Genomic DNA, 19,807 nt, shown 5'->3' on the forward strand with positions numbered 1-19,807 from the left:
GCGGTCAGTAATTTTGATTACAGAGTATTGCATTATGCCCCCGTGTTTGATAAAATATCACTTGTTCTTAATTATTGTTAATGAATGTGAATGTCGAGTTATAGAATCTCGATGCTTTTTCAGGAGGTGAATGGAATGCCAAACATTAAATCTGCTATTAAGCGTGTTAAAACTAGCGAAGCTCGCAACGCTCATAACGCTACAGTTAAATCAGCAATGCGTACAGCTGTTAAGAAAGTTGATGCTGCGGTCGTAAACAACGATGCTGCTGCTGCAACTGCATCTTTCGCTGATGCTGCTCGTAAACTAGACAAAGCTGCTGCAAAAGGTCTTATCCACAAAAATGCTGCTGCCCGTAAAAAGTCTCGTTTAATGAAAAAAATGAACTCTTTAAACGCGTAATGTTTGAAGATATCGGCTATCTTAAGGGATAGCCTTTTATTTTACGTAAAAAAGCGGTCCAATTGGACCGCTTTTTTATGTCATCAGAATTAATAATTTTGTCACAGCCCTCAAGATGTCAGAGGCGGGCAAGACGCTATCTCTCTAAGGATTTTTTCTGAGAGCCTGACTTTGCAGACGAAACAGGAACATTTCAATCAGCATGGTTTTATTCATGCCTCCAGTTTTCATTTGGTAATCTGCATCAGCAAGCAAGCTTATGATCGCTGCAAGTTCTTCGTCTGCAAAAAGCTGCGCCTGTCCAGCCGCCAGTTTCACCCGGAAAGGATGAATTTTTAAATAGCCGGCAATCTGCTGCTGGCCGTAGCCTCTCCTGGCAAGCTCCTTCACCTGATAAATTAATCTGAACTGCCCAGTAATAACAGATAAAATCTTAATTGGTTCTTCATTTTGCTTTAATAAATCATAATAAATTCTCAGGGCTTCTTCTATTTTGCGGTGAACAACCTTATCTACAAGGGAAAAAATGTTTTGCTCCAATGACCTTGATACCATTTTCTCTGCCATTTGTTCATCGATTCGCTTCGTGTCATTCGCATATAAAGCCAATTTATCGATCTCGTTTGTCAAGATAAATAAGTTGGTGCCTGCCAATGTCAATATCAGCTCAACTGCCGATTCATCAATCTGCACGCCGTTAAGTGCTGCCCGTTCCCTGATCCAGGCTTTCAATTCACCTTCATTTAGTTTCTTTGCTTCAAGGACTGCAGCAGTTTTTTTCAATTGTTTAGTTATTTTTTTCCGGTCATCCAGCTTTTCTGCAGTTGAGGAGAATACCACCACTGAATACGGGGCAGGCGCTTTAATATAGGCTTCCAGCTTAGACAGGTTATGCTCCTGCTTAGCTTTCGATTTTTCAGATGTTAAAAATATTGGGTTATGTAAAAAGATCAGTCTTCTTTCCCCCATAAACGGAAATGTCTCCGCATCTTCAAGCGCTGTATCGATTGGGGTTTCCTCAAGGTCATAAGAGGATAAATTAAAGTCAGCTTCATCTTCGCTTAGCACATTGTTGATCAGAAGCTGCTTCGTTTCGTTTATAAGATAAGGTTCTGTTCCATATAATAAGTAAATAGGAGCAAAACTTTTCGCTTTTATCTGCTTCCAAATATCAAAAACCAATTTATTTCTCTCCGTTCGCCTTACATTATATTCACTTTATATCCTAAAGAAGCAGCGGCAATTTGACAAGACATAAGAAATTGGCGCCCAGAAGAACGCCAATTTCCAATCTATATAGAACGCTGCCGCCTGAGGCCCGGGATACTCAGGAAGCTGCGGTGCACCTTTGTTCTATTATTTTCCCCGTGATGTGCTGGCATATTTGTGACAACTCCTGCTATTGCAGGAAAAGGGCAGGGGAACTCTAGATTTTTTTATTTGAATGACTTATACTATATAGGAAATAGGAGGGGTAGACTGTGAACGAATTTGAAAAGAACGTCCAAAGCAAACGTAATGATGCCATCGACTCTGGAGTAGGATTCATCGTATCATTCGGTTTCTTCGCAACGTTATTTGTTATTGCAACAGTCATTAAATTTTTAGGAGCTTAATGGCTACATAAAGTAAGTAATTGTGTCACAATATTGCTGACACATCGAGGCTGCCTCAGCAGTCTCTTTTTTTGCGGCTGTAGTCGAGATTAATCATTATGAAGTCCAGACAGGAAGCTGAAGCATTTCTAACATATACTATGGAAGCTGAACGGAAAAGGTTCCTGAATTTCCTTTAAAAACATAGCTAACCGCTCCTTGCTTGTCGGTTCTCAGAACATGCACATTAAAGTCACTAAGCCTACCCATTACATCATTATGAGGATGCCCATACCTGTTGTTTTTGCCTGCAGAAATAACGGCAATCCTCGGCTTAACAGCAGACAGAAATGAATCTGTTGTGGAGGTTTTGCTTCCATGATGTGCAATTTTTAAAACATCAATTTTCAAATTAGGATAAGAATTTATAAGCTGACTTTCCCCCTTTTCCTCCAAATCTCCGGTAAACAGCCAGTTTAAGCCCCCCACTTTGGCAAAAAGGACAATAGAGCCATCATTTTTCCCTGTATACACGTCCCCCAGCCGATCCCCAAATGGAGACAAAACTTGAAATACGGAATCTCCTTTTGACCAGCTATCTCCAGCTTTAGTGAATACAATATTGCTTTTTTTTAATTTAGCCTGAACAATCAAATCCTTTTCAGCCTCTGAGATTTCCGCCCCCTGTGAAAACACAACAGACTTTACCCTCATTTCCCTAATCACAGCAGATGCTCCTCCAATGTGATCCATATCCCCGTGAGTCAAAAAAAACTTATCTATTTTATTGATCCCTTTACTTTTCAGAAAAGGCACTACCGTATCCTTACCTGTTTCATAAGGATCGCTTCTCATCCTCCAATCCTCAGTGTCAAACATAAGCGTGCCACCTGCATCTATCAGATAATTCCCTCTTCCATATGGAAGCTTTATCAGAATGCTGTCACCCTGCCCAACATCTATAAATGTAATTTCACCGGCAGGAGTATACACATTAGACAAGTAATGAATTAGTATTGCAAGGATTGGAAGCACACCGCTCTTGATAAGAACCTTTTTATTTTTGGACCTTTCCCAGCCGGCAAAGAATGCGGGAATAAGCATCAGATAGACGATCAGCATAATCAGGGATGGCCTGCCAAGGACAAGGGTCGAGTTAGGAATGGCCGAAAGCAATTCAGCAATCCAATTTAGAAAACTGATGAGTTTATCAAATACATTGAGCAAGAAATCTGCCTTCCCCCCTGATAACAAATCAAGAATAAAAAGAATCAGCACCCCTGGCAGGATTATGGAAGAATATAAAGGCACAAAAATCAGATTGGCAATTATGGAAATAATCGATACCTCAAAAAAATGCCACAGAAGAATCGGAATGGCAGCCATCTGGCAAACAAAAGAAACTGCCAGGATAGCAGCGTATGATTCAGAAAATCTTTTGAGGATGATGGGAGCTGAGAGGATAAGCGATAAGGCGACAGCAAACGACAGCTGAAACCCGGCATTATAGATGATATAAGGAGAGATAAAAAGGTAGCCAATAAACACAATAGAGATAACATCAGTTAATTGAATAGGGGCTTTCAGCTTCTTTGCGAGCAAAACCAGAAGCATCATAAACACAGCCCGCAGAACAGATGGTGCTGCCCCTGTCAGGATTGCATATAAAGGCAAAATCAATAATAAGATGCTGGTCATTTTTTCTCTGGTGATTCCGGCACGTATACCAGCAAGAAAGAACATCCCAGCAAGCATTCCTACATGAAGGCCGGATATCGCAAGCAAATGAATAATTCCGATTTTCTGATAAGAAGCAATGGTATCCTGATCAATAAAATCACGATCGCCGAAAACAAGAGCAATAGCCAGTGGAGCTGTCTGTTCAGGGAATTGGTCCAGGATATAATGAATTCCCGTCTCTCTTATTTTTAAAATGGTTAATGCGGGGCTGCGTTTACGGTAACTGCAATCAGAGAGGTTAAACTGTTCCAATTCGAGGATCCAAAAGATGCTGTTGTGGTTTAGATATTCCTGATAGCTGAAGGAATTAGGATTGGTGGATGTTGAAGGAGTCTGTAAGGTGCCATTTACCCGGCATGTCATTCCTGTTCCCAGATGGTCTGCAAGGACCTTTTTTTCTGTTTCGGATTTAATTTTATACCTGGCTGCCAGCTTTTCTTTTTTATCGGCTAATTCAATTAAGACTGTAAGAAGGTCTCCATCTATTTTTGCAGATTCTTTCATGGTTATTTCGAACTCGCTCTCATTTCCGGCAAGGCTTGTCCTGTTTTGTTCCGATGCAAATTCATTGCGCATGATTAAGGCAAGGTAAATCATTATCAGAATGGCTGCGTTTTTGGAGGATAAAATATTTCTTTTTAGGAGGAAAAAAATCAGAAGAGAAAAAACGATAGCAATAGCCGGATGAAAAAAAGATGTCAAATTTCCCAGTAGTGAGGCAGCAGCTGCATAGATCCATCTGCCTTTCATATCATTTGCTCCTTTAATTTTTTGGAAGGAGTAAGACCTTTTTATTTCAGGTGTTACTCCTTCAATGTTTTTAATTCTGAAAAAGCTTGTCCTTTGTTTCTTTATAGCTTTTCACCAAGTCCAGATCTTTTCCGCTTTTTTCAAGCTCATTTATTAATTCTTCAATAAAATCACGTTTTTCTTGTTTGCTGTCATCAAAGGACACTTTTTCTGCTATTACCTGCACAGTTTTCACTCCAGCCTTCTCAAAGAGTTCAATTCCATAAGGGTGGTTTTTATAATCCTGTGCATAATAAACTGTTTTAATGCCTGCCTGTATAATCGCTTTGCAGCATTGGAGGCATGGAAAATGGGTTACATATAATTCTGCATCACTTGTAGGTACCCCAAATTTTGCACACTGTAAAATCGCATTCATTTCCGCATGAATGGTTCTGACACAATGGTTATCAATAACATAGCAGCCTTCATCAATACAATGTACACCGCCGGCAATCGATCCATTATAGCCGCCGGCAATGATTCTCTTATCCCTTACAATGGTTGCCCCTACCGCAAGCCTTGTACATGTGCTCCTCAAAGCAAGCAAATGGCTTTGTGCCATAAAATATTGGTTCCAGGAAATCCGATCCATCTTGCAGTCTCTCCCCTTCCGTCTTTTTCACAGGCGTGTATGCCCCGAATTCAAGCATAGCTTTTTCTCTCAATAAGTGTAAGCCTCAAGCTCATGAAGGTCAATGGAATGAAATTATTTTACACTAATATGTTCTTTAAGTTTTTCAAAGGTTTTCTCTCCTATCCCTGATATTAATTTCAAATCCGCAATATCCTTAAAGGATCCATTTGTCTCGCGGTGTTCAATTATGGCTGCGGCCTTAGACGGGCCGATACCAGGCAATGTCTGCAATTCCGATTCATCGGCTTGGTTTAAATTTATCTTTCCGTTATCTTGCTGTCCCCTCGCCTCGAAATTTCCACCCGCTGTGGCCTCCTCGAGAACTTCTCCCTTTTCCGGAACATATATGACCATCTCATCCGTAATATTGAGGGCAAAATTGATTTTAGTGCCATCTGCTTTTTCCGTCAGTCCGCCTGCTTTTTCCAGCAGGTCGATTACCCTGTCACCTTCTGCCGCTTCGTACACTCCCGGCTTTTGTACAGCACCTTTAATATCTGCCTTCATTGGCTGCGGCATCTGTCCAGCCGGTCCATCACCTTCTGTTTCTATTTCTTTATCACCATCTTCATTTTCATTTAATAGAACTGGCTGTTCAATCTCAGGAAATACTTCATTCTCTTGAACAGGCATGAAAAAATAATAGAGGAAGGCAGCCATTGCAATCGCGGCTCCTGCAAAGTAAATTTTATGTGTTTTTATCCATTCGGGCATTAAGGGTCGATCCTTTCTTTTTGGAATAAATGTTTTTTTGATACATATCGTTATATGAGAGAGCTTGCTTTTGAAGGAGGGATGAAGCAATGAAAATCGGAATTATTGGCACAGGTAACATGGGGAGGATACTGACCGAGGCTTTCCTCGATGGAGGAACCGTTTCCCCATCCTCCATGACGATTACCAATCGGACAGCGGCAAAAGCGATGGAAATAAAGGAAACTCATCAGGATATTACTGTTGTAAATAATGCAAGAGAGGCTGCACTTCGATCTTCGCTTATCTTTATTTGTGTAAAGCCTCATGATGTGTATAATGTCGTTCAGGATATTTTGCCGTTCCTGTCAAAAGATAAATGTGTAGTTTCAATAACCAGCCCTATTAGTGTAAAACAGCTTGAATCTATTCTGCCTTGTTCAGCAGCCAGGGCGATTCCAAGCATAACAAATCGGGCCTTATCAGGGGTTTCGCTATTATCATTCGGTGAACAGTGCAGCGAGAAATGGAAAGGGATACTTAATAAGCTTTTTGAAAGCATCTCCACGCCTGTCTTTATCGAGGAAAACATTACCCGGGTTTCTTCGGATATTGTCAGCTGCGGACCTGCCTTTTTCAGCTATTTGACGCAGCGGTTCATCAATGCGGCAGTTGCAGAAACGGAGATTGATAAAGAAACAGCTACAAAGCTTGCAGGAGAGATGCTGATCGGACTTGGGGATTTACTGAAAAAGGGTTTTTATACATTGCCGACATTACAGGAGAAGGTATGCGTCAAAGGAGGAATTACAGGAGAGGGAATTAAAATTCTTGAAAGCGAGCTTGGTACAATATTTGAGCACTTATTCCAGGCAACACATTCTAAGTATGACGAAGATCTTGTTGAGGTAAAAAAACAGTACTCTCTCCATTAGCTATTCGATGTTAATGGAAATAATCCTTCTTTTTTCTAAAAAAAGCAGCCGGATTGCTTCAGTCAATCCGGCTGTTTTATATATTAGTTCCTTTTCTTTGCAATAAAAATGATTCGTTCAGCCTGACTGCCTGGAGGGCCCTCTTCAAAATCTGCTGAAATGTCAAGCAGTTCAAATCCGCATTCCCTAAGCCAGCTTTCATATTGATCAATAGGATAAGTGCGCTGGAAGTGAAGCTCGTCATAGCGGTCATACTTTCCGGTTTCGTCTTCCAGGACAAAAAATGAAAGATCATGCTCGACAGAATTAGGGTATTCACCCTGATAGCTGTGCCAGATATATGAAATTTCCTCATCATTTTCAGCAAATGTCTGGTTCATAAATATCTGCATGATTTTATAAATGGAGTGGACATCAAATATAAAAAGACCATCACTTTTCAAATGGGTGTGGACCCGCATGAAGGTGTCTTTCACCTCTGATTCCGTCTCCAGATAATTCAAAGAATCACAAAAAATGCCAATAATATCAAATTCGCTGAATCCTTCAAGTTCTGCCATGTTCTGCAGGTAAAAGGGGATTTGCAGACCGTTCTGTTCCGCCTTTGCCTGTGCTACAGCCAGCATATCCTCTGATAAGTCCACACCAGTAACCTCATAACCCTGTTTACTTAGCCTTATGGAAAGCTGCCCGGTGCCGCAGGCAAGGTCCAGCAGTTTTTTGCCGGGAACATTAAATTCCGCATGCTTTTCATTGACCAATTTAATCCAGCTGTCATAAGGGACATCTTCCATCAGCCTGTCATAGAGATAAGCGAACTTTCCGTAGCTCATTGGTTAAGCATGCCCTGAACGTTCTCGACCGGCGCATCGCCCCAAAGTCTTTCCAGATTATAGTAGCTTCTTTCATCCTTATGGAAAATATGAGCAACTATATCACCCATATCAACTAGAATCCACCTTGCTTCATCAAAACCTTCCATTCTTTTAACAGTAAACCCATGTTCTTCAGATTTTTCTTTCATTTCCCGAGCAATGGCCTGCACTTGTTTATCAGAGTTACCGTGGCAAATTACAAAGTAATCTGAAATCAGGGAAATGCCTTTCATATTAAGTACCGTTATATCTTCTGCCCGTTTATCATCCGCTGCTTTAACTGCCGTCATCAGCAATGTATTTTCATTCATCTAATCAATCCTCCTTATTCATTACAAGGTCATTATAAGTTTGGAAGGACGCTGGAAAAACCGGCTGCCCTTTTTTCATTAAAAACATGATGGTATTTTGGACAGCCTTGATTAAAGCCTTGTCCAGATTCGTCTGCGCTAAATCACGAACTTCATCAACACCCGGAAAATGCCTTCCAGGTTCAATATAATCCGCTAGATAAATGATCTTTTCAAGAAGTGCCATTCCCGGCCTGCCGGAAGTATGGTACCGTATAGCATCCAAGACCTCTTTATCATTAATTCCCGCTTCTTTCTCAGTCAGAAAAGCACCGACAGGAGCATGCCAAAGTTCACTATTGTACTCCAGAAGCTCACTTGGCATTCCTTCCTTAATGATAATTTCCCTCATTTCTTCCTTAGGACGGAACTTAGCATAATCATGAAAAATGGCCGCCAGTTCCGCTTTCTTTTTATCAGCACCATATTCCGCTGCGAGGTTAATGGCTGTTTCCATCACTCCTACTGTATGAAGGTAGCGATGTTCAGTCAGCTGTTCCTTTACGATTGAAAGAGCCTGTTCACGATTCATATAAATGATTCTCCTTTATATAACTCCTTATAGCATCCGGTACCAGATAGCGAATAGTTCCGCCTTCCTTTACACGGCTTCTGATCATACTGGAGGATATCCCCATTTCCGGCACGTCAGCATAAAGAATCGGATACGGAGTCTGCAAATTGTAAGATGGCCGCCTCACTCCTATAAAGGTAATCAATTCAAGAAGTTTGTCAATGTTATGCCACTTGGGCAGATACTCAACCATGTCAGCTCCAATAATAAAATAAAATTGCGTTTGAGGATAGTTTTCCTTCAAAATCCTGATTGTATCGTAGGTAAATGAAGGACCTTCGCGCTCCAGCTCAATCAATTCCAATTTAAAGCCGGGATGACTATGCAATGCCAGTTTCAGCATTTCTGTACGATCACTGCTGCTGACATTATCAGACCTCTTTTTATGGGGAGGTTCATGGTTCGGCATAAACCAGACTTCATCCAAACCATGGGAAGACATTACCTCATTCGCGATGATGAGATGGCCTAAATGAGGCGGATTAAAGGTCCCTCCGAGTATGCCTACTTTTTCCATTTACACTCCTCCATACATCCAGTTTTACACTTAAAAAACTTACGGCAATTCGATTTGTTTGTTTTCTTTCGATTCTTTATATAAAACAATTATATTTCCGATGATTTGTACAACATCAGCCTTTGCGCCTTTTGACAGCTGCTGCGCCACCGTATCCCTGTCTTCTTCACAGTTTTGAAGGATTGAAACCTTTAATAATTCACGGACTTCCAGTGCTTCTCCTACTTGCTTAATCATATTTTCATTTACCCCGCCCTTTCCCACTTGGAAAATCGGGTTTAAATGATGGGCTTTTGATCGTAAAAAACGTTTTTGCTTTCCTGTTAGCATGATAAACCTCCCAGCTGATTTAAAACTTTATGTCTCATTCTTTCAATGTCAGGTCCAATGCCAGTCCACATCTCAAAAGCAAGTGCTCCCTGATATACAAACATGTCAATACCATTTTGAATTCCCGCACCCTTTGCAGCAGCTTCCATCAGAAGCCTTGTTTCAAGAGGATTGTATATGATATCACTGACAAAGGCTTCAGGCTTTAGCTTATGTACTGTAAGCGGGCTTTGGCCAATTTCCGGATGCATCCCTATCGATGTAGTCTGAACAATAAGATCGTATGTCTCCAGGCTTTCCTCTGCGTCCTGTCTGTTCAGCACCCGCGCAGGAACCCGAAATGGGCAATCATTTAAAATTTGTTCTGCCCTTTGTGGAGTCCGATTGCAAATGTCCAGAAGCTCAGGACCTTCTTTGGCAATTGTAAAATAAATTGCTCTCGCAGCTCCGCCTGCTCCCACTATGAGCACTTTTTTATCTTTAATTGATTGTTTTTGATTCAGCAGGCCTTTTACATACCCGCTCCCATCCGTGTTATAGCCTATTAACTTTCCATCCTGATTAACTACTGTATTAACTGCTCCAATAGCCTCTGCCAGGGGGTCCAGTTCATCTAAAAGAGGGATGATAGCCTCCTTATGCGGTACTGTAACATTAAATCCCGCAATGCCCATTGCCCTGAATCCTTTAATAGAATCCGACAGATTTTCCCTGGATATATGGAATGGCTGATAATGTGCATCAATACTGTAAGCGTTAAATAAATCATTGTGCATAGCAGGGGACATGGAATGGGAAATCGGATCCCCAATCACCCCAAACAGCTTTTTCAAAATTTCTCACCCCTTTTGAAAAGCGTAAGCAGCTCCAGGTTCACAGCCTAAATTAAAGACTTCCTTATCATGGCATGTACTCCTTTAGGAACATAAACAGCTACTTTGGCCCCGCCTTCATTTACTGTAATCCAGCCAAGTCCTGAAAATACTATATCTGTTTTCGGTTCTTTTATTGTGAATTCATGTTTCACAAGCTCCGGGAAGGTTTCCATCTGTTCTTCTCTTGGAGGTGTGAGCATCTCTCCCGCATGATTCCGATATAGCTCATCGGCTTTTTCTGATTTGGTGCGGTGAATAGTTAGTTCATTGGAGAAATGGCAAACAAATGAACGTCGGCCCCCAGCAATGTAATCGAATCTTGCCAGTCCGCCAAAGAACAGAGTCTGCCCTTCATTCAGCTGGTAAACCTTAGGCTTTATCTCCTTTTTAGGTGTTATAACCTTTAAATCCCTTTTATCTACATAATGGGCCATTTGATGATGGTTTATTATACCCGGAGTATCTACTAAAGCTTTTCCATCAGATAAAGGTATTTCGATAATATCAAGAGTTGTGCCCGGGAAGTGGGAAGTTGTGATGACATCGCCCTCACCTGTTACTTCCTTTAATATACGATTGATGAATGTGGATTTACCTACATTTGTACATCCTACTACATACACGTCTTTTCCTTCCCGATAATGGTCGATAGCTGCTGCAATCTCGTTAATGGAGTACCCTTTCGCAGCACTTGCCAGATATACTTCTTCCGGTTTCAACCCCAGCTGTTTTGATTCCTGCTTCATCCAGTTAATCAACTTGTTTGTTTTCACCGACTTTGGAAGAAGGTCAACTTTGTTACCGACAAGCAGAATTTTATTGCTGCCTACAAAACGGTGAAGCCCCGGAAGCCAGCTCCCGTTAAAATCAAAGATGTCCACAATCTTCACGATGAGTGAATCACTTTGTCCAATTTCATTCAGGATCTTCAGAAAATCATCATCAGTCAAGCTTACATCCTGAACTTCATTATAATGTTTCAGCCTAAAACAGCGCTGGCAAATAATCGTTTCCTTCTGCAGAGCTGATTGAGGAGCATAGCCCAACTCTTCAGGATTTTCTGTTTGAACTTTAACTCCACAGCCTATGCAAACAAATTGCTCTTCACTCACTTATTAATCCTCCCACTGAATCATTCCCTTTTTTCTGAACCAATTTAATATTCGTCTTTCCACCAGCCGGTTAAATTTTGTAAAAAATCCGTCAGTTTGTGCTACAGGCACGACCAAAATAGTATGGAAGCCGCTTCTATTTCCCCCCAGGACGTCAGTCAGCAATTGATCACCAATCACAACTGTTTCTTCTTTTCTCAACTCCATCTCTGATAGAGCTCTTCGGAAGGCCCTGCCCATTGGCTTTCTAGCCTGGTAAATAAATGGAATATCAAGGGGGTGAGAAAAAGCCTTAACCCGATTTTCATTATTATTTGACACAATAGTAACCTTGATGTTGCTTTGCTTCATTTCTTCAAACCAGCTAATCAGCTTCGGTGTTGCATTTGGCCTGTCCCATTCGACTAATGTATTATCCAAATCCGTGATAATTCCTTTAACTCCCTTTTCCAGTAAACTGTGGGGAGTTATTTCAAATATACTTTTAACATGCTGATCAGGCAAAAATTGCTTTAACACTATATTTACACCTCAATCATTTATTCGTATGGTCCAACAAAATTGTTTTTCAGCCCTCTAATAGCTCCCGGGCTTTATTAAAAATTAGCTTCAGCAGAGTTTTCACTATAGAAAAACACCGATTTCATCATACCCAATTTCATCCGCTCTTTCAAAATAAAAACTGGCGGATCTAATCCAGCTGTTCTATTTTATACGATTCCACAAAATGGGGAAAGACACTCTAAACTCAGTAAATTTCCATGGAATAGGCGTTATTTATGCTTAAAATAAAAATTTTTCGACAAAAACCAACTGCTCTCCCACCCTGTGGATAACTTTATACACATAATCCAATATGATTTTTATACTTTTTCCCTTTTTATAAACATATTAATCACAGGTTATCCACGGTTTCCTGTGGATAAGAGAACAGTTGTTCTAATCGTTTAATTTTGCTAGAGTAGGGGTACAACATAAAATCTTACATTATATGTATAAAATAATTCTTTTAGAACTGAAATATCAAGTACCTGGAGGTGGGACAGGAATGCGTAAACTGTCAGATGAATTACTAATCGAATCATATTATAAAGCAAAGGAACTGCAGCTTAGCAAAGACTTCATTCGTTTAATCGAAACAGAAATCCACCGTCGCTCACTATCAAACAGAATAAAAGTTACTTCTTAAAAATGGACAAGCCCTAAATAGGGCTTTTTTTATTCTCCGTATTCCCTAAAAACCGAAATAAATGGCCACACATTCACATTAGCGTCCCAATCCGCTCCCCTACTTTAATGTGAGCAGGAGTCCTGATTGATTTTTCAAGTTCGAATTTCCCTTGCTCAAACAAGAGAATGACAGTAGAGCCAAACGTAAAATAGGCCATTTCCTTTCCTTTTTCAAGTTGATCCCCTTCATGAGTAAGCTCTATGGAATTTACAAACATAGCGCCAACCTTCACAATCGCGATTGCTGCATCACCATGCCTCACTTCAGTTATGCTCCGATAATTTTTGGATAGTGTATCTCTTCCATATTTTAATCCCCATTTGTTGACCGGAAAAGATTTCAGCCCAAGAATCCATTGATCTGCTACTTTTCCAGTGACCGGGCTGTGTATCCTATGATAGTGGCTCGGACTTAAATAAAAGATCATATAAGTGCCGCCCGCATATTTTCCTGCTTTATTTTCACCCAGCATCTCAGAGATGGAATAATTTTTTCCTTTTACTGTAATAATACGGTCCTCACGGATGCTCCCAACATCTTCGATTACAGCATCTACAGGACTGACTGCAGAGTCAGGGCTCACATCTGTTACTCTTGCACCTTCTTTTAGCCTTCTAATGAAAAACTCATGAAGTGTTGGATATTCATGCAGGTTTTTTTCCATTTCACTCTCATTTATATTATAAATCCTTGTAAATGACGGAATGACCCGCCTGCTCAAATTTGATTTTGCAAATTTCTGCAGCAGCCCGGATGTCCATCTTCCATTTGTCAATTCAATCAGCAGGCGATATACAGGTTTTAACAAAGGACATGCCCCCTAAAAAATATGTTCTTTACGAACAGGCATAAAAAGCATAGAATAAAATATTATTATATAACATATAAAACTAAGTTTGCCATAGACTTCCTCAGATTTGACGCTTTTTTTATTTTTGGCTTTTCTTGAAATACTGTGGATTACTTCTATTTCTATCCTTCCAGATAGTTCCTAATTAACAGTAAACTTTAACACATTGCCCATAAGAAAAAACTTCTAATAGTCTGCAAGCTGTGATTCCCAGGTGCAAGGAGTGTTTGACATGTTTTTACAGGATGTTCTTGATTTAACCATCAAGAAGCTAAAGGCACAGACAGCCAATATCTTAACTCTGTCTAACCTGTTTTTAGGGTGCTTTGCTATTTTATTTTCTATTAATGATAATTTGAAATTGAGTGTGCTGCTGATCTTTATTGCAGCTCTTGCTGACCGTTTTGATGGGATGGCAGCAAGAAAAATGAATATTGAATCGGATTTAGGAAAGCAGCTGGATTCCATGAGTGATATTATTTCTTTTGGCGTTGCTCCTGCACTGCTCCTATACTTGGGCGTCCTTTATGATTTTGGGGCACCAGGTGCCTTCTTAACTGCTCTATATATCGGATGTGGAGCTTTGCGGCTTGCACGTTTTAACATCTGTGAAAATAATGGCTATTTTACAGGCTTGCCGATAACGGCTGCCGGCTGTCTGGCCACTTTATGCTTTCTGGCAGTTCCATATTGGCCTTCGCCTTTATTTCTCTTTATAATGCTGACACTTTCCATTTTAATGATAAGCCCTTTCAGGCTGAAAAAAGTGTAAAAAAAAGCCGTGCTCAAAAGAGCACGGCTTCTATTTTTATTAATTTTCTGTTAATGCCAGGAACTCTTCCACATCGTCCATGCATAATTGAACGGCACTTTCCCAGAACTCAGGTTTTGTTAAATCAGCATTTAAATGCTTCATAGCCAAATCTTCGACTGTCATCGATGCTGTATCCTTTAATAATGCTATATATTTTTCTTCATACCCTTTTCCTTCTTTAAGAGCCTGTGCATAGATTCCAAGCGAGAACAAATATCCAAAAGTATATGGGAAGTTATAAAACGGCACGCCAGTAATAAAGAAATGGAGCTTTGAAGCCCAGAAAGATGGATGATACTCATCAAGTGCGCTGCCATAAGCTTCTTTTTGGGCACCCGTCATGATTTCATTCAGACGGTCCGCACTTACATTTCCCCGTTTTCTTTCTTCATAGAATCGTGTTTCAAACAGGAATCGTGCATGGATATTCATTAGCAGCGCAACAGACCTTTGCACTTTATCTTCTAAAAGCGCCAGTTTTTCTTCTTCTGACCCTGCATTTTTCACTGCTGCATCAGAGACAATCATTTCTGCAAAAGTAGAAGCTGTCTCAGCAACATTCATGGCATAATTTCGATTCAGTAAATGTAGGTCCCTCATTGCGTATGTATGAAAACCATGCCCCAGTTCATGTGCCAGGGTTGAAACATTGGATGGTGTCCCTGAGTATGTCATAAATATCCTTGATTGGCTGCTTTCAGGGAAGTAGGTATGGAATCCGCCAGGCGCCTTTCCTGGACGATCCTCTGCTTCAATCCATTTTTCTTCAAACGCTTTTTTAGAAAAGGCTGTCATTTCTTCTCCAAAGTGAGCAAACTGCTCAAGGATAAAGTCTGCACCCTGCTGATAAGTTAATTTTGTTTCTGACTTGGAGAGCGGGGCATCCAGGTCATACCAGCTTAATTTTTCTAAGCCTAAAAGCTTTGCTTTTCTCTCCAAATATTTAACAAGAGGTGCTTTATTTCTGGAAATTACATCCCACATTGTATCCAGAGTTTCTTTTTTCATCCTGTTTAAGTCCAGAGGTTCTTTGAGAAAGTCATTCCAGCCTCTTAATTTATAAACATTTAATCTAAAACCGGCTAAATGATTTAAGGTTTTAGATAAATAGTCAGACTGGCCGTTCCATGATTTTTCCCAATTATCAAAAACTTCCTTGCGCAAATTTCTGTCAGGACTTGAAAACTTATTAGCAGCCTGTCCAACTGAAAGCTGCTTTATCTCGCCATTTTCAGTGTAAGGGATTTTTATATTTCCTACTATTACGTCATACATCTGGCCCCATCCGTGGTAACCATCAACAGCAAGAGCATTAATGACAGTTTCTTCCTCTTGCGAAAGTCTTTCTGAAGCATTTTCGCGGCGTTCGTTTAATACAAATGAGAGTTCATTTAAAAACTTATCATTTATAATTTGCTCCCAAGAACTTTGTTCTAAACTTGCAAGCTTCTGATCAAATGCCGTTAAAGCGTTTTGAAAAACTGCACTAAGTTCCGTAGTTGCCCCTCTAAGATCTTTCGCTTTCTTATCCTCGGTATTCTGGGCCTGAAGACAGCTTACAAAAGCACCAGCCTGGCGCACTTTTCTTGCCGTCTGCTGGAAAAGCTCAATGATTTCACTTATTTCAGCTGCATCTGCAGCTGAATTAGCAGGCTGCCAGTTATGTATTTGATTAAAAAATGAATCAATATGCTTTCTTGTTTCCTGTAAATGCTGATCAAATTCTGCTGAGTCGCTTCCATCCTTAAAAAAGACATCCAAATCCCATACTGACGAATAGGCCGTTACAGTCATATGATCCCCCCATAAAAAATTTCGATTACAGAAATATTATACCGTGATTTTTCCGAAATTTCTATAAAATATTCTATTTAAAAAGAAGCCCACACCCCTTGGCATGAGCCAACTGCTGATTACATCTACCTGAAATAGCCCCCCCATAGTATGCAAATCCTCCAAAAACAAGCAGCAGGATCAGCAGTACAACTGCGAGGGCCAGCCAGAATCCTCCTCCTCCATAATAACCGTATGGATAAGGAGTGGGAACGGGATAACCGCCATAACCATAAGGCATAACCTTTACCTCCCTTCGCCTTCTATTACTAGGATATGTAATTAAAGGACCAGCGTTTAGGCTTTTACACTAAAATAACGGTGAAAAATCGGTAATTTCTTAGCACCGCTATTAGAATAGTTCATAGAATATACTAGAAGGAATTTTATGGGAGGAGTGTTAAATGAAGATTATCTCAATCTGCAAGAAATGCAAAGGCACAGGCAGCATTACAGCATGTAAATTCATAAAGAAATCCTGCCCTGCCTGCAAGGGATCCGGCAAAGTGACTAAACACCTTTCCGATTTCAAGAAAGAGGAACGGAATAAGTTTTTTCTTCACTCTTAACAGGGAGCAATTTATATGAACCCTTCCACAGGCAAGGGTTTTTTATTTTACGCTGAAATACTATATAATGACATCGATAATGATCGTAACAATTGAACCGATATGAATTGGAGTGAAATGAATGAAACAAGGCAGAACGATTTTGGCAGTTCTCCTGTTATTGCTCGCAGCTGGCTGTTCTGCTGAGGAAGAGCAAAGTAAAAAAACTGCTGATGAACCTTCAAGTAAAACTTCAGATGAGGCTGACTATACTATTATTGAGGCATCAGCTCAGCAAATCGAGCATATTCAAGGAATAGGATACCCGGGAAATGATACTGGACTCTATCTATCATCCAGCGATGGCTTAAAGTTTTTTAAAGATGGCATTTGGCATGAGACTACTGCCCTTAACCATTACTACATGGGTTTTCAGGCAGTCAAAGATGGATTTATTGTCAGCGGCCATCCTGATAAGAACTCTGTCATAAAAAACCCTCTTGGTATTGTGAAAAGCACTGATAAAGGAGCTTCCCTCAAGAACCTGGCTTTTAGCGGAACAAGTTCCTTTCCTTTTTTGGCTGCCGGCTATGATACAAATATAATCTATATGATCAATCAGGAAAATAGCGATGAGCTTGAGGCAGGTGTCTACCGTTCTCAGGACGCAGGCAAAACATGGGATCCAGTCAGCTTAAATGGGCTTGAGGCCGACACACTTGGTATGATCGCGGCACATCCAACTCATCCGGAAATCATGGCTATGTCCACAAGAAGCGGCATCTTCTTCTCACAGGATAAAGGTGAAACTGTAAAATTAGTATCTGAGCCAATCATGGCTACAGCCCTCACTTTCACGGAGAATAGCTTGTACTACGCGTATGCAGATCAGGAAAAGGTTCAGATGAGCAAAATCGATCTTACAACGATGGAAAACTCACAAATTAAAATTCCTTTTCTCAGCTATGACAACCCTATTACATACATTTCTGCCGATAATAAATCTAAGGGAAAGCTTGCTATTTCAACCTATCTCAAAGATTTATATGAATCTGCAGACAGCGGTGAGAACTGGCAGCTTTTATTAAAAAATGGAAGAATAGAATAACCAAAAGCGGAAGCGCTTTGATCAGAGGAACTTCAACTAAAGACCGCCACGTCCTGTGGCGAACGTTGAAGTCTGCACATCCTGTGCAAGTCCGACAGGCATAAGACGAATCACGCAGGAAACCTCCCAAAGCAAGCTTTGGTCGGGCGAAGCATCTCTGCCGAAGCGTTCCTTGTCCTGATTTCTGGAGTGATTTGGCTTATGACCCGAGGGGCTAGGCGCTGGAGCTGGATGCAGACAACCTTTCCGCAGAGTTATTCACACCGCCCCATTATATACTTCCTATACAATAACCAAAGGGACAGTCAAACTGTCCCTTTAGCTGTTATTTTTCCTTTTTTCTTTTTCCGCCCGATAAAACTCATGGAACATTTTCATCAGTGCCCTCTTTTCAATACGGGAGACATAACTTCTTGAGATGCCAAGCTCTTTGGCAATTTCTCTTTGTGTTTTTTCTTTTTGCAGGTCAAGCCCGAACCTGCCGACAATTACTTCTTTTTCTCTATCATCTAAAACATCAATATACTCCTTCACTTTTTCCAGCTCCATATTTAGCTGAATCGTATTAATAACATCCTCAGATTCCGACTTAAGAACGTCAATAAGGGATATTTCGTTCCCTTCTTTGTCCTGCCCGATGGGATCATGAAGGGATACATCTTTTTTCGTCTTCTTCAGTGCCCGCAAGTGCATCAGTATCTCATTTTCAATACAGCGGGCTGCATAGGTGGCAAGTTTTGTGCCTTTTCCTTCCGAATAGCTCTCGATGGCCTTTATCAGTCCGATTGTCCCTATTGATATCAGATCTTCAGAATCCTCGCCTGTGTTTTCGAATTTCTTAACAATATGGGCGACCAGCCTTAGATTATGTTCAATAAGCATATTACGGGCATGCGCATCGCCTGCAGCCATCAATCGCAGGTATTTCTTTTCATCTGCAGGAGACAGCGGTTGAGGAAATGCATTATTTTTTACATAAGATACAAGAAACACAATCTCCTTAACCAAAAACCCGAGTGCAGTTAAAATACCGGACATCGTTCCACCCCCGCTTAGAATGCGTTCAAAAATGTCTATAACTAATTCCTATGTATGGATGGAGTTGTTTTTGTCTGTCCAATAGAGATATTTTCTTCAGAAAATATTTCATTCTTCATTTTCTCTGTAATTAGACAAGCTTTCCGTCATGATAATAGGATATAATCATTCATGTAATAAATAATTATCGCTGGTATCCCTAATACATAGCTTTGGAAGAAAGAGGTTTTGATATTTGAATGCCCAGAGAATCATTTTAGCTCTCGTTTTTTTTATTGTTCTGCTTGACAGCCTTGCCAAATTTATATTCGAAGGTTTTTCTTTTAAGACCTTGCTGATATTGCTCGCAGTTTCTGGAATCGTCTTATTTCTCTGGATTTTCCCAAACAAAAAGGACTGACTTTTCAATCCCAAAGTCAGTCCTTTTTCTTTTATTGCAAGTTACTCTGCTACGCTTACCTCAGCCGATATGATGCAGCCGATAGTGCCGCACACAACCATTCCCATTACGATCCAGAACATCTTTCACACCCCTATTAAATTCCTTATTTTCTTTAATGTAACATGGTTTTTGCTTCAGAAAAGGAGAGGAATGTGAACATTCTGTTAATCCGGATCAAGTGGATCAGTTCCTTTTTTTACGGAATTTCAGGGTTAAAATTAAAATATGCAAAGACATGCACCTTACCTCCTAACCGGTTACAGCTTCGTTAGGTGGAATCTTTCTCCACCCAGAAAATTGCCTGACGTCCTTGTAAAATGTAAAACATTTAGCAAACCACCTTTCCTAATTTTCTATCACTGAAATTAAAATGGACGGTAAATAGAGAATTGACGATCACGGTTTTGATCGATAATTTTTTTAGCCATTTGTTCGCGAACAACATCTTCTGCTGATAATTGACGTTTTTTTATTGTGACTGTCAAAAATAATATATTTAATGTCATTAGATATTCCACC

Annotated in this window: 24 protein-coding genes; 7 read left to right on the forward strand and 17 right to left on the reverse strand. The window is 40.3% G+C overall.

Annotation, left to right across the window (positions count from 1 at the left end):
• Positions 1–135: 135 nt before the first annotated feature.
• On the forward strand, positions 136–402 hold the full coding sequence (gene rpsT, locus IRB79_RS22115) for a 30S ribosomal protein S20 (protein ID WP_221878419.1): 267 nt from the start codon (positions 136–138) through the stop codon (positions 400–402).
• Between the two features lie 144 nt (positions 403–546).
• Here rpsT and holA read toward each other — a convergent pair whose 3' ends face one another.
• Positions 547–1,584, reverse strand: a complete 1,038-nt coding sequence (gene holA / locus IRB79_RS22120; RefSeq protein ID WP_243504949.1) for a DNA polymerase III subunit delta — start codon at positions 1,582–1,584, stop codon at positions 547–549.
• A 299-nt stretch (positions 1,585–1,883) separates the two neighbouring features.
• On the opposite strand from holA, the gene IRB79_RS22125 reads away from it, so the two are divergent.
• Positions 1,884–2,018: a YqzM family protein gene (locus IRB79_RS22125; protein WP_019382872.1), complete on the forward strand. Its 135-nt coding sequence runs from the start codon at positions 1,884–1,886 to the stop codon at positions 2,016–2,018.
• A 138-nt stretch (positions 2,019–2,156) separates the two neighbouring features.
• On the opposite strand, the gene IRB79_RS22130 is transcribed toward IRB79_RS22125, so the two are convergent.
• The 3 genes from IRB79_RS22130 to IRB79_RS22140 all read right to left on the reverse strand — a co-directional run bounded on the left by IRB79_RS22130 (position 2,157) and on the right by IRB79_RS22140 (position 5,877).
• Positions 2,157–4,487: a DNA internalization-related competence protein ComEC/Rec2 gene (locus IRB79_RS22130; RefSeq protein WP_243504950.1), complete on the reverse strand. Its 2,331-nt coding sequence runs from the start codon at positions 4,485–4,487 to the stop codon at positions 2,157–2,159.
• 70 nt (positions 4,488–4,557) lie between these two features.
• The gene (locus tag IRB79_RS22135) at positions 4,558–5,121 is read right to left on the reverse strand and encodes a ComE operon protein 2 (protein ID WP_243504951.1); all 564 of its coding nucleotides are present in this window, start codon (positions 5,119–5,121) and stop codon (positions 4,558–4,560) included.
• A gap of 114 nt (positions 5,122–5,235) precedes the next feature.
• The gene (locus tag IRB79_RS22140; RefSeq protein WP_243504952.1) at positions 5,236–5,877 is read right to left on the reverse strand and encodes a helix-hairpin-helix domain-containing protein; all 642 of its coding nucleotides are present in this window, start codon (positions 5,875–5,877) and stop codon (positions 5,236–5,238) included.
• An 89-nt stretch (positions 5,878–5,966) separates the two neighbouring features.
• On the opposite strand from IRB79_RS22140, the gene comER reads away from it, so the two are divergent.
• Positions 5,967–6,791, forward strand: coding sequence for a late competence protein ComER (comER, locus tag IRB79_RS22145; RefSeq protein WP_243504953.1), 825 nt, complete (start codon positions 5,967–5,969; stop codon positions 6,789–6,791).
• Between the two features lie 83 nt (positions 6,792–6,874).
• On the opposite strand, the gene IRB79_RS22150 is transcribed toward comER, so the two are convergent.
• From IRB79_RS22150 to IRB79_RS22185, 8 genes are read right to left on the reverse strand one after another with little or no spacing between them, the layout of a single operon-like run.
• A complete protein-coding gene (locus tag IRB79_RS22150; RefSeq protein ID WP_243504955.1) occupies positions 6,875–7,624 on the reverse strand; it encodes a class I SAM-dependent DNA methyltransferase in 750 nt (249 codons plus the stop codon).
• On the reverse strand, positions 7,621–7,977 hold the full coding sequence (gene rsfS, locus IRB79_RS22155; RefSeq protein ID WP_221878426.1) for a ribosome silencing factor: 357 nt from the start codon (positions 7,975–7,977) through the stop codon (positions 7,621–7,623). The genes IRB79_RS22150 and rsfS overlap by 4 nt, the downstream gene beginning before the upstream one ends.
• A 4-nt stretch (positions 7,978–7,981) precedes the next feature.
• The gene (gene yqeK / locus IRB79_RS22160; RefSeq protein ID WP_243504957.1) at positions 7,982–8,548 is read right to left on the reverse strand and encodes a bis(5'-nucleosyl)-tetraphosphatase (symmetrical) YqeK; all 567 of its coding nucleotides are present in this window, start codon (positions 8,546–8,548) and stop codon (positions 7,982–7,984) included.
• Positions 8,538–9,107, reverse strand: a complete 570-nt coding sequence (locus tag IRB79_RS22165) for a nicotinate-nucleotide adenylyltransferase (protein WP_243504958.1) — start codon at positions 9,105–9,107, stop codon at positions 8,538–8,540. The genes yqeK and IRB79_RS22165 overlap by 11 nt, the downstream gene beginning before the upstream one ends.
• Before the next feature lie 39 nt (positions 9,108–9,146).
• Positions 9,147–9,437 carry a ribosome assembly RNA-binding protein YhbY gene (gene yhbY, locus IRB79_RS22170; RefSeq protein ID WP_243504959.1) on the reverse strand — a complete coding sequence of 97 codons (291 nt, stop codon included), beginning with the start codon at positions 9,435–9,437 and terminating at the stop codon, positions 9,147–9,149.
• Entirely contained in the window at positions 9,431–10,270 is an 840-nt protein-coding gene (locus IRB79_RS22175; protein ID WP_243504960.1) for a shikimate dehydrogenase, read from the reverse strand. The genes yhbY and IRB79_RS22175 overlap by 7 nt, the downstream gene beginning before the upstream one ends.
• A gap of 47 nt (positions 10,271–10,317) precedes the next feature.
• Positions 10,318–11,424: a ribosome biogenesis GTPase YqeH gene (gene yqeH, locus IRB79_RS22180; RefSeq protein ID WP_243504961.1), complete on the reverse strand. Its 1,107-nt coding sequence runs from the start codon at positions 11,422–11,424 to the stop codon at positions 10,318–10,320.
• Positions 11,425–11,427: 3 nt separating this feature from the next.
• On the reverse strand, positions 11,428–11,943 hold the full coding sequence (locus IRB79_RS22185; RefSeq protein ID WP_243504962.1) for a YqeG family HAD IIIA-type phosphatase: 516 nt from the start codon (positions 11,941–11,943) through the stop codon (positions 11,428–11,430).
• Positions 11,944–12,472: 529 nt separating this feature from the next.
• On the opposite strand from IRB79_RS22185, the gene IRB79_RS22190 reads away from it, so the two are divergent.
• On the forward strand, positions 12,473–12,613 hold the full coding sequence (locus IRB79_RS22190; protein WP_035331211.1) for a sporulation histidine kinase inhibitor Sda: 141 nt from the start codon (positions 12,473–12,475) through the stop codon (positions 12,611–12,613).
• 73 nt (positions 12,614–12,686) lie between these two features.
• Here IRB79_RS22190 and IRB79_RS22195 read toward each other — a convergent pair whose 3' ends face one another.
• Entirely contained in the window at positions 12,687–13,463 is a 777-nt protein-coding gene (locus IRB79_RS22195; RefSeq protein WP_243504963.1) for a phosphatidylserine decarboxylase, read from the reverse strand.
• Positions 13,464–13,737: 274 nt separating this feature from the next.
• Between IRB79_RS22195 and pssA the strand changes: the two genes are divergently transcribed.
• Positions 13,738–14,277, forward strand: a complete 540-nt coding sequence (gene pssA / locus IRB79_RS22200; RefSeq protein WP_243504964.1) for a CDP-diacylglycerol--serine O-phosphatidyltransferase — start codon at positions 13,738–13,740, stop codon at positions 14,275–14,277.
• 39 nt (positions 14,278–14,316) lie between these two features.
• On the opposite strand, the gene IRB79_RS22205 is transcribed toward pssA, so the two are convergent.
• Both IRB79_RS22205 and IRB79_RS22210 read right to left on the reverse strand, forming a co-directional pair.
• Positions 14,317–16,113 (reverse strand): M3 family oligoendopeptidase, encoded by a 1,797-nt coding sequence (locus IRB79_RS22205; RefSeq protein ID WP_243504965.1) that lies wholly within the window; start codon positions 16,111–16,113, stop codon positions 14,317–14,319.
• 73 nt (positions 16,114–16,186) lie between these two features.
• Positions 16,187–16,393 carry a hypothetical protein gene (locus tag IRB79_RS22210; protein WP_243509691.1) on the reverse strand — a complete coding sequence of 69 codons (207 nt, stop codon included), beginning with the start codon at positions 16,391–16,393 and terminating at the stop codon, positions 16,187–16,189.
• 163 nt (positions 16,394–16,556) lie between these two features.
• Here IRB79_RS22210 and IRB79_RS22215 point away from each other — a divergent pair, with 163 nt between their 5' ends.
• Both IRB79_RS22215 and IRB79_RS22220 read left to right on the forward strand, forming a co-directional pair.
• Positions 16,557–16,721, forward strand: coding sequence for a hypothetical protein (locus IRB79_RS22215; protein WP_243504966.1), 165 nt, complete (start codon positions 16,557–16,559; stop codon positions 16,719–16,721).
• Positions 16,722–16,842: 121 nt separating this feature from the next.
• A complete protein-coding gene (locus IRB79_RS22220) occupies positions 16,843–17,808 on the forward strand; it encodes a F510_1955 family glycosylhydrolase (RefSeq protein ID WP_243504968.1) in 966 nt (321 codons plus the stop codon).
• Between the two features lie 318 nt (positions 17,809–18,126).
• Here the strand turns inward: IRB79_RS22220 and sigK are convergent, their stop codons facing one another.
• Both sigK and IRB79_RS22230 read right to left on the reverse strand, forming a co-directional pair.
• Complete coding sequence (gene sigK / locus IRB79_RS22225) at positions 18,127–18,846, reverse strand: RNA polymerase sporulation sigma factor SigK (RefSeq protein WP_009333047.1); 720 nt, start codon at positions 18,844–18,846, stop codon at positions 18,127–18,129.
• A gap of 807 nt (positions 18,847–19,653) precedes the next feature.
• Positions 19,654–19,794: a YrzI family small protein gene (locus IRB79_RS22230; protein WP_113882862.1), complete on the reverse strand. Its 141-nt coding sequence runs from the start codon at positions 19,792–19,794 to the stop codon at positions 19,654–19,656.
• Between the last annotated feature and the right edge of the window lie 13 nt (positions 19,795–19,807).

It is taken from the genome of Cytobacillus oceanisediminis, assembly GCF_022811925.1.
GTDB classification, from domain to species: domain Bacteria; phylum Bacillota; class Bacilli; order Bacillales; family Cytobacillaceae; genus Cytobacillus; species Cytobacillus oceanisediminis_D.

Bases quoted from the DNA above. Each gene is read 5' to 3' on its own strand.
- rpsT (WP_221878419.1), top strand. From the start codon at position 136: ATGCCAAACATTAAATCTGCTATTAAGCGTGTTAAAACTAGCGAAGCT.
- IRB79_RS22130 (WP_243504950.1), bottom strand. From the start codon at position 4,487: ATGAAAGGCAGATGGATCTATGCAGCTGCTGCCTCACTACTGGGAAAT.
- IRB79_RS22135 (WP_243504951.1), bottom strand. From the start codon at position 5,121: ATGGATCGGATTTCCTGGAACCAATATTTTATGGCACAAAGCCATTTG.
- IRB79_RS22140 (WP_243504952.1), bottom strand. From the start codon at position 5,877: ATGCCCGAATGGATAAAAACACATAAAATTTACTTTGCAGGAGCCGCG.
- comER (WP_243504953.1), top strand. From the start codon at position 5,967: ATGAAAATCGGAATTATTGGCACAGGTAACATGGGGAGGATACTGACC.
- IRB79_RS22150 (WP_243504955.1), bottom strand. From the start codon at position 7,624: ATGAGCTACGGAAAGTTCGCTTATCTCTATGACAGGCTGATGGAAGAT.
- rsfS (WP_221878426.1), bottom strand. From the start codon at position 7,977: ATGAATGAAAATACATTGCTGATGACGGCAGTTAAAGCAGCGGATGAT.
- yqeK (WP_243504957.1), bottom strand. From the start codon at position 8,548: ATGAATCGTGAACAGGCTCTTTCAATCGTAAAGGAACAGCTGACTGAA.
- IRB79_RS22165 (WP_243504958.1), bottom strand. From the start codon at position 9,107: ATGGAAAAAGTAGGCATACTCGGAGGGACCTTTAATCCGCCTCATTTA.
- yhbY (WP_243504959.1), bottom strand. From the start codon at position 9,437: ATGCTAACAGGAAAGCAAAAACGTTTTTTACGATCAAAAGCCCATCAT.
- IRB79_RS22190 (WP_035331211.1), top strand. From the start codon at position 12,473: ATGCGTAAACTGTCAGATGAATTACTAATCGAATCATATTATAAAGCA.
- pssA (WP_243504964.1), top strand. From the start codon at position 13,738: ATGTTTTTACAGGATGTTCTTGATTTAACCATCAAGAAGCTAAAGGCA.
- IRB79_RS22205 (WP_243504965.1), bottom strand. From the start codon at position 16,113: ATGACTGTAACGGCCTATTCGTCAGTATGGGATTTGGATGTCTTTTTT.
- IRB79_RS22210 (WP_243509691.1), bottom strand. From the start codon at position 16,393: ATGCCTTATGGTTATGGCGGTTATCCCGTTCCCACTCCTTATCCATAC.
- IRB79_RS22215 (WP_243504966.1), top strand. From the start codon at position 16,557: ATGAAGATTATCTCAATCTGCAAGAAATGCAAAGGCACAGGCAGCATT.
- IRB79_RS22220 (WP_243504968.1), top strand. From the start codon at position 16,843: ATGAAACAAGGCAGAACGATTTTGGCAGTTCTCCTGTTATTGCTCGCA.
- sigK (WP_009333047.1), bottom strand. From the start codon at position 18,846: ATGTCCGGTATTTTAACTGCACTCGGGTTTTTGGTTAAGGAGATTGTG.
- IRB79_RS22230 (WP_113882862.1), bottom strand. From the start codon at position 19,794: ATGACATTAAATATATTATTTTTGACAGTCACAATAAAAAAACGTCAA.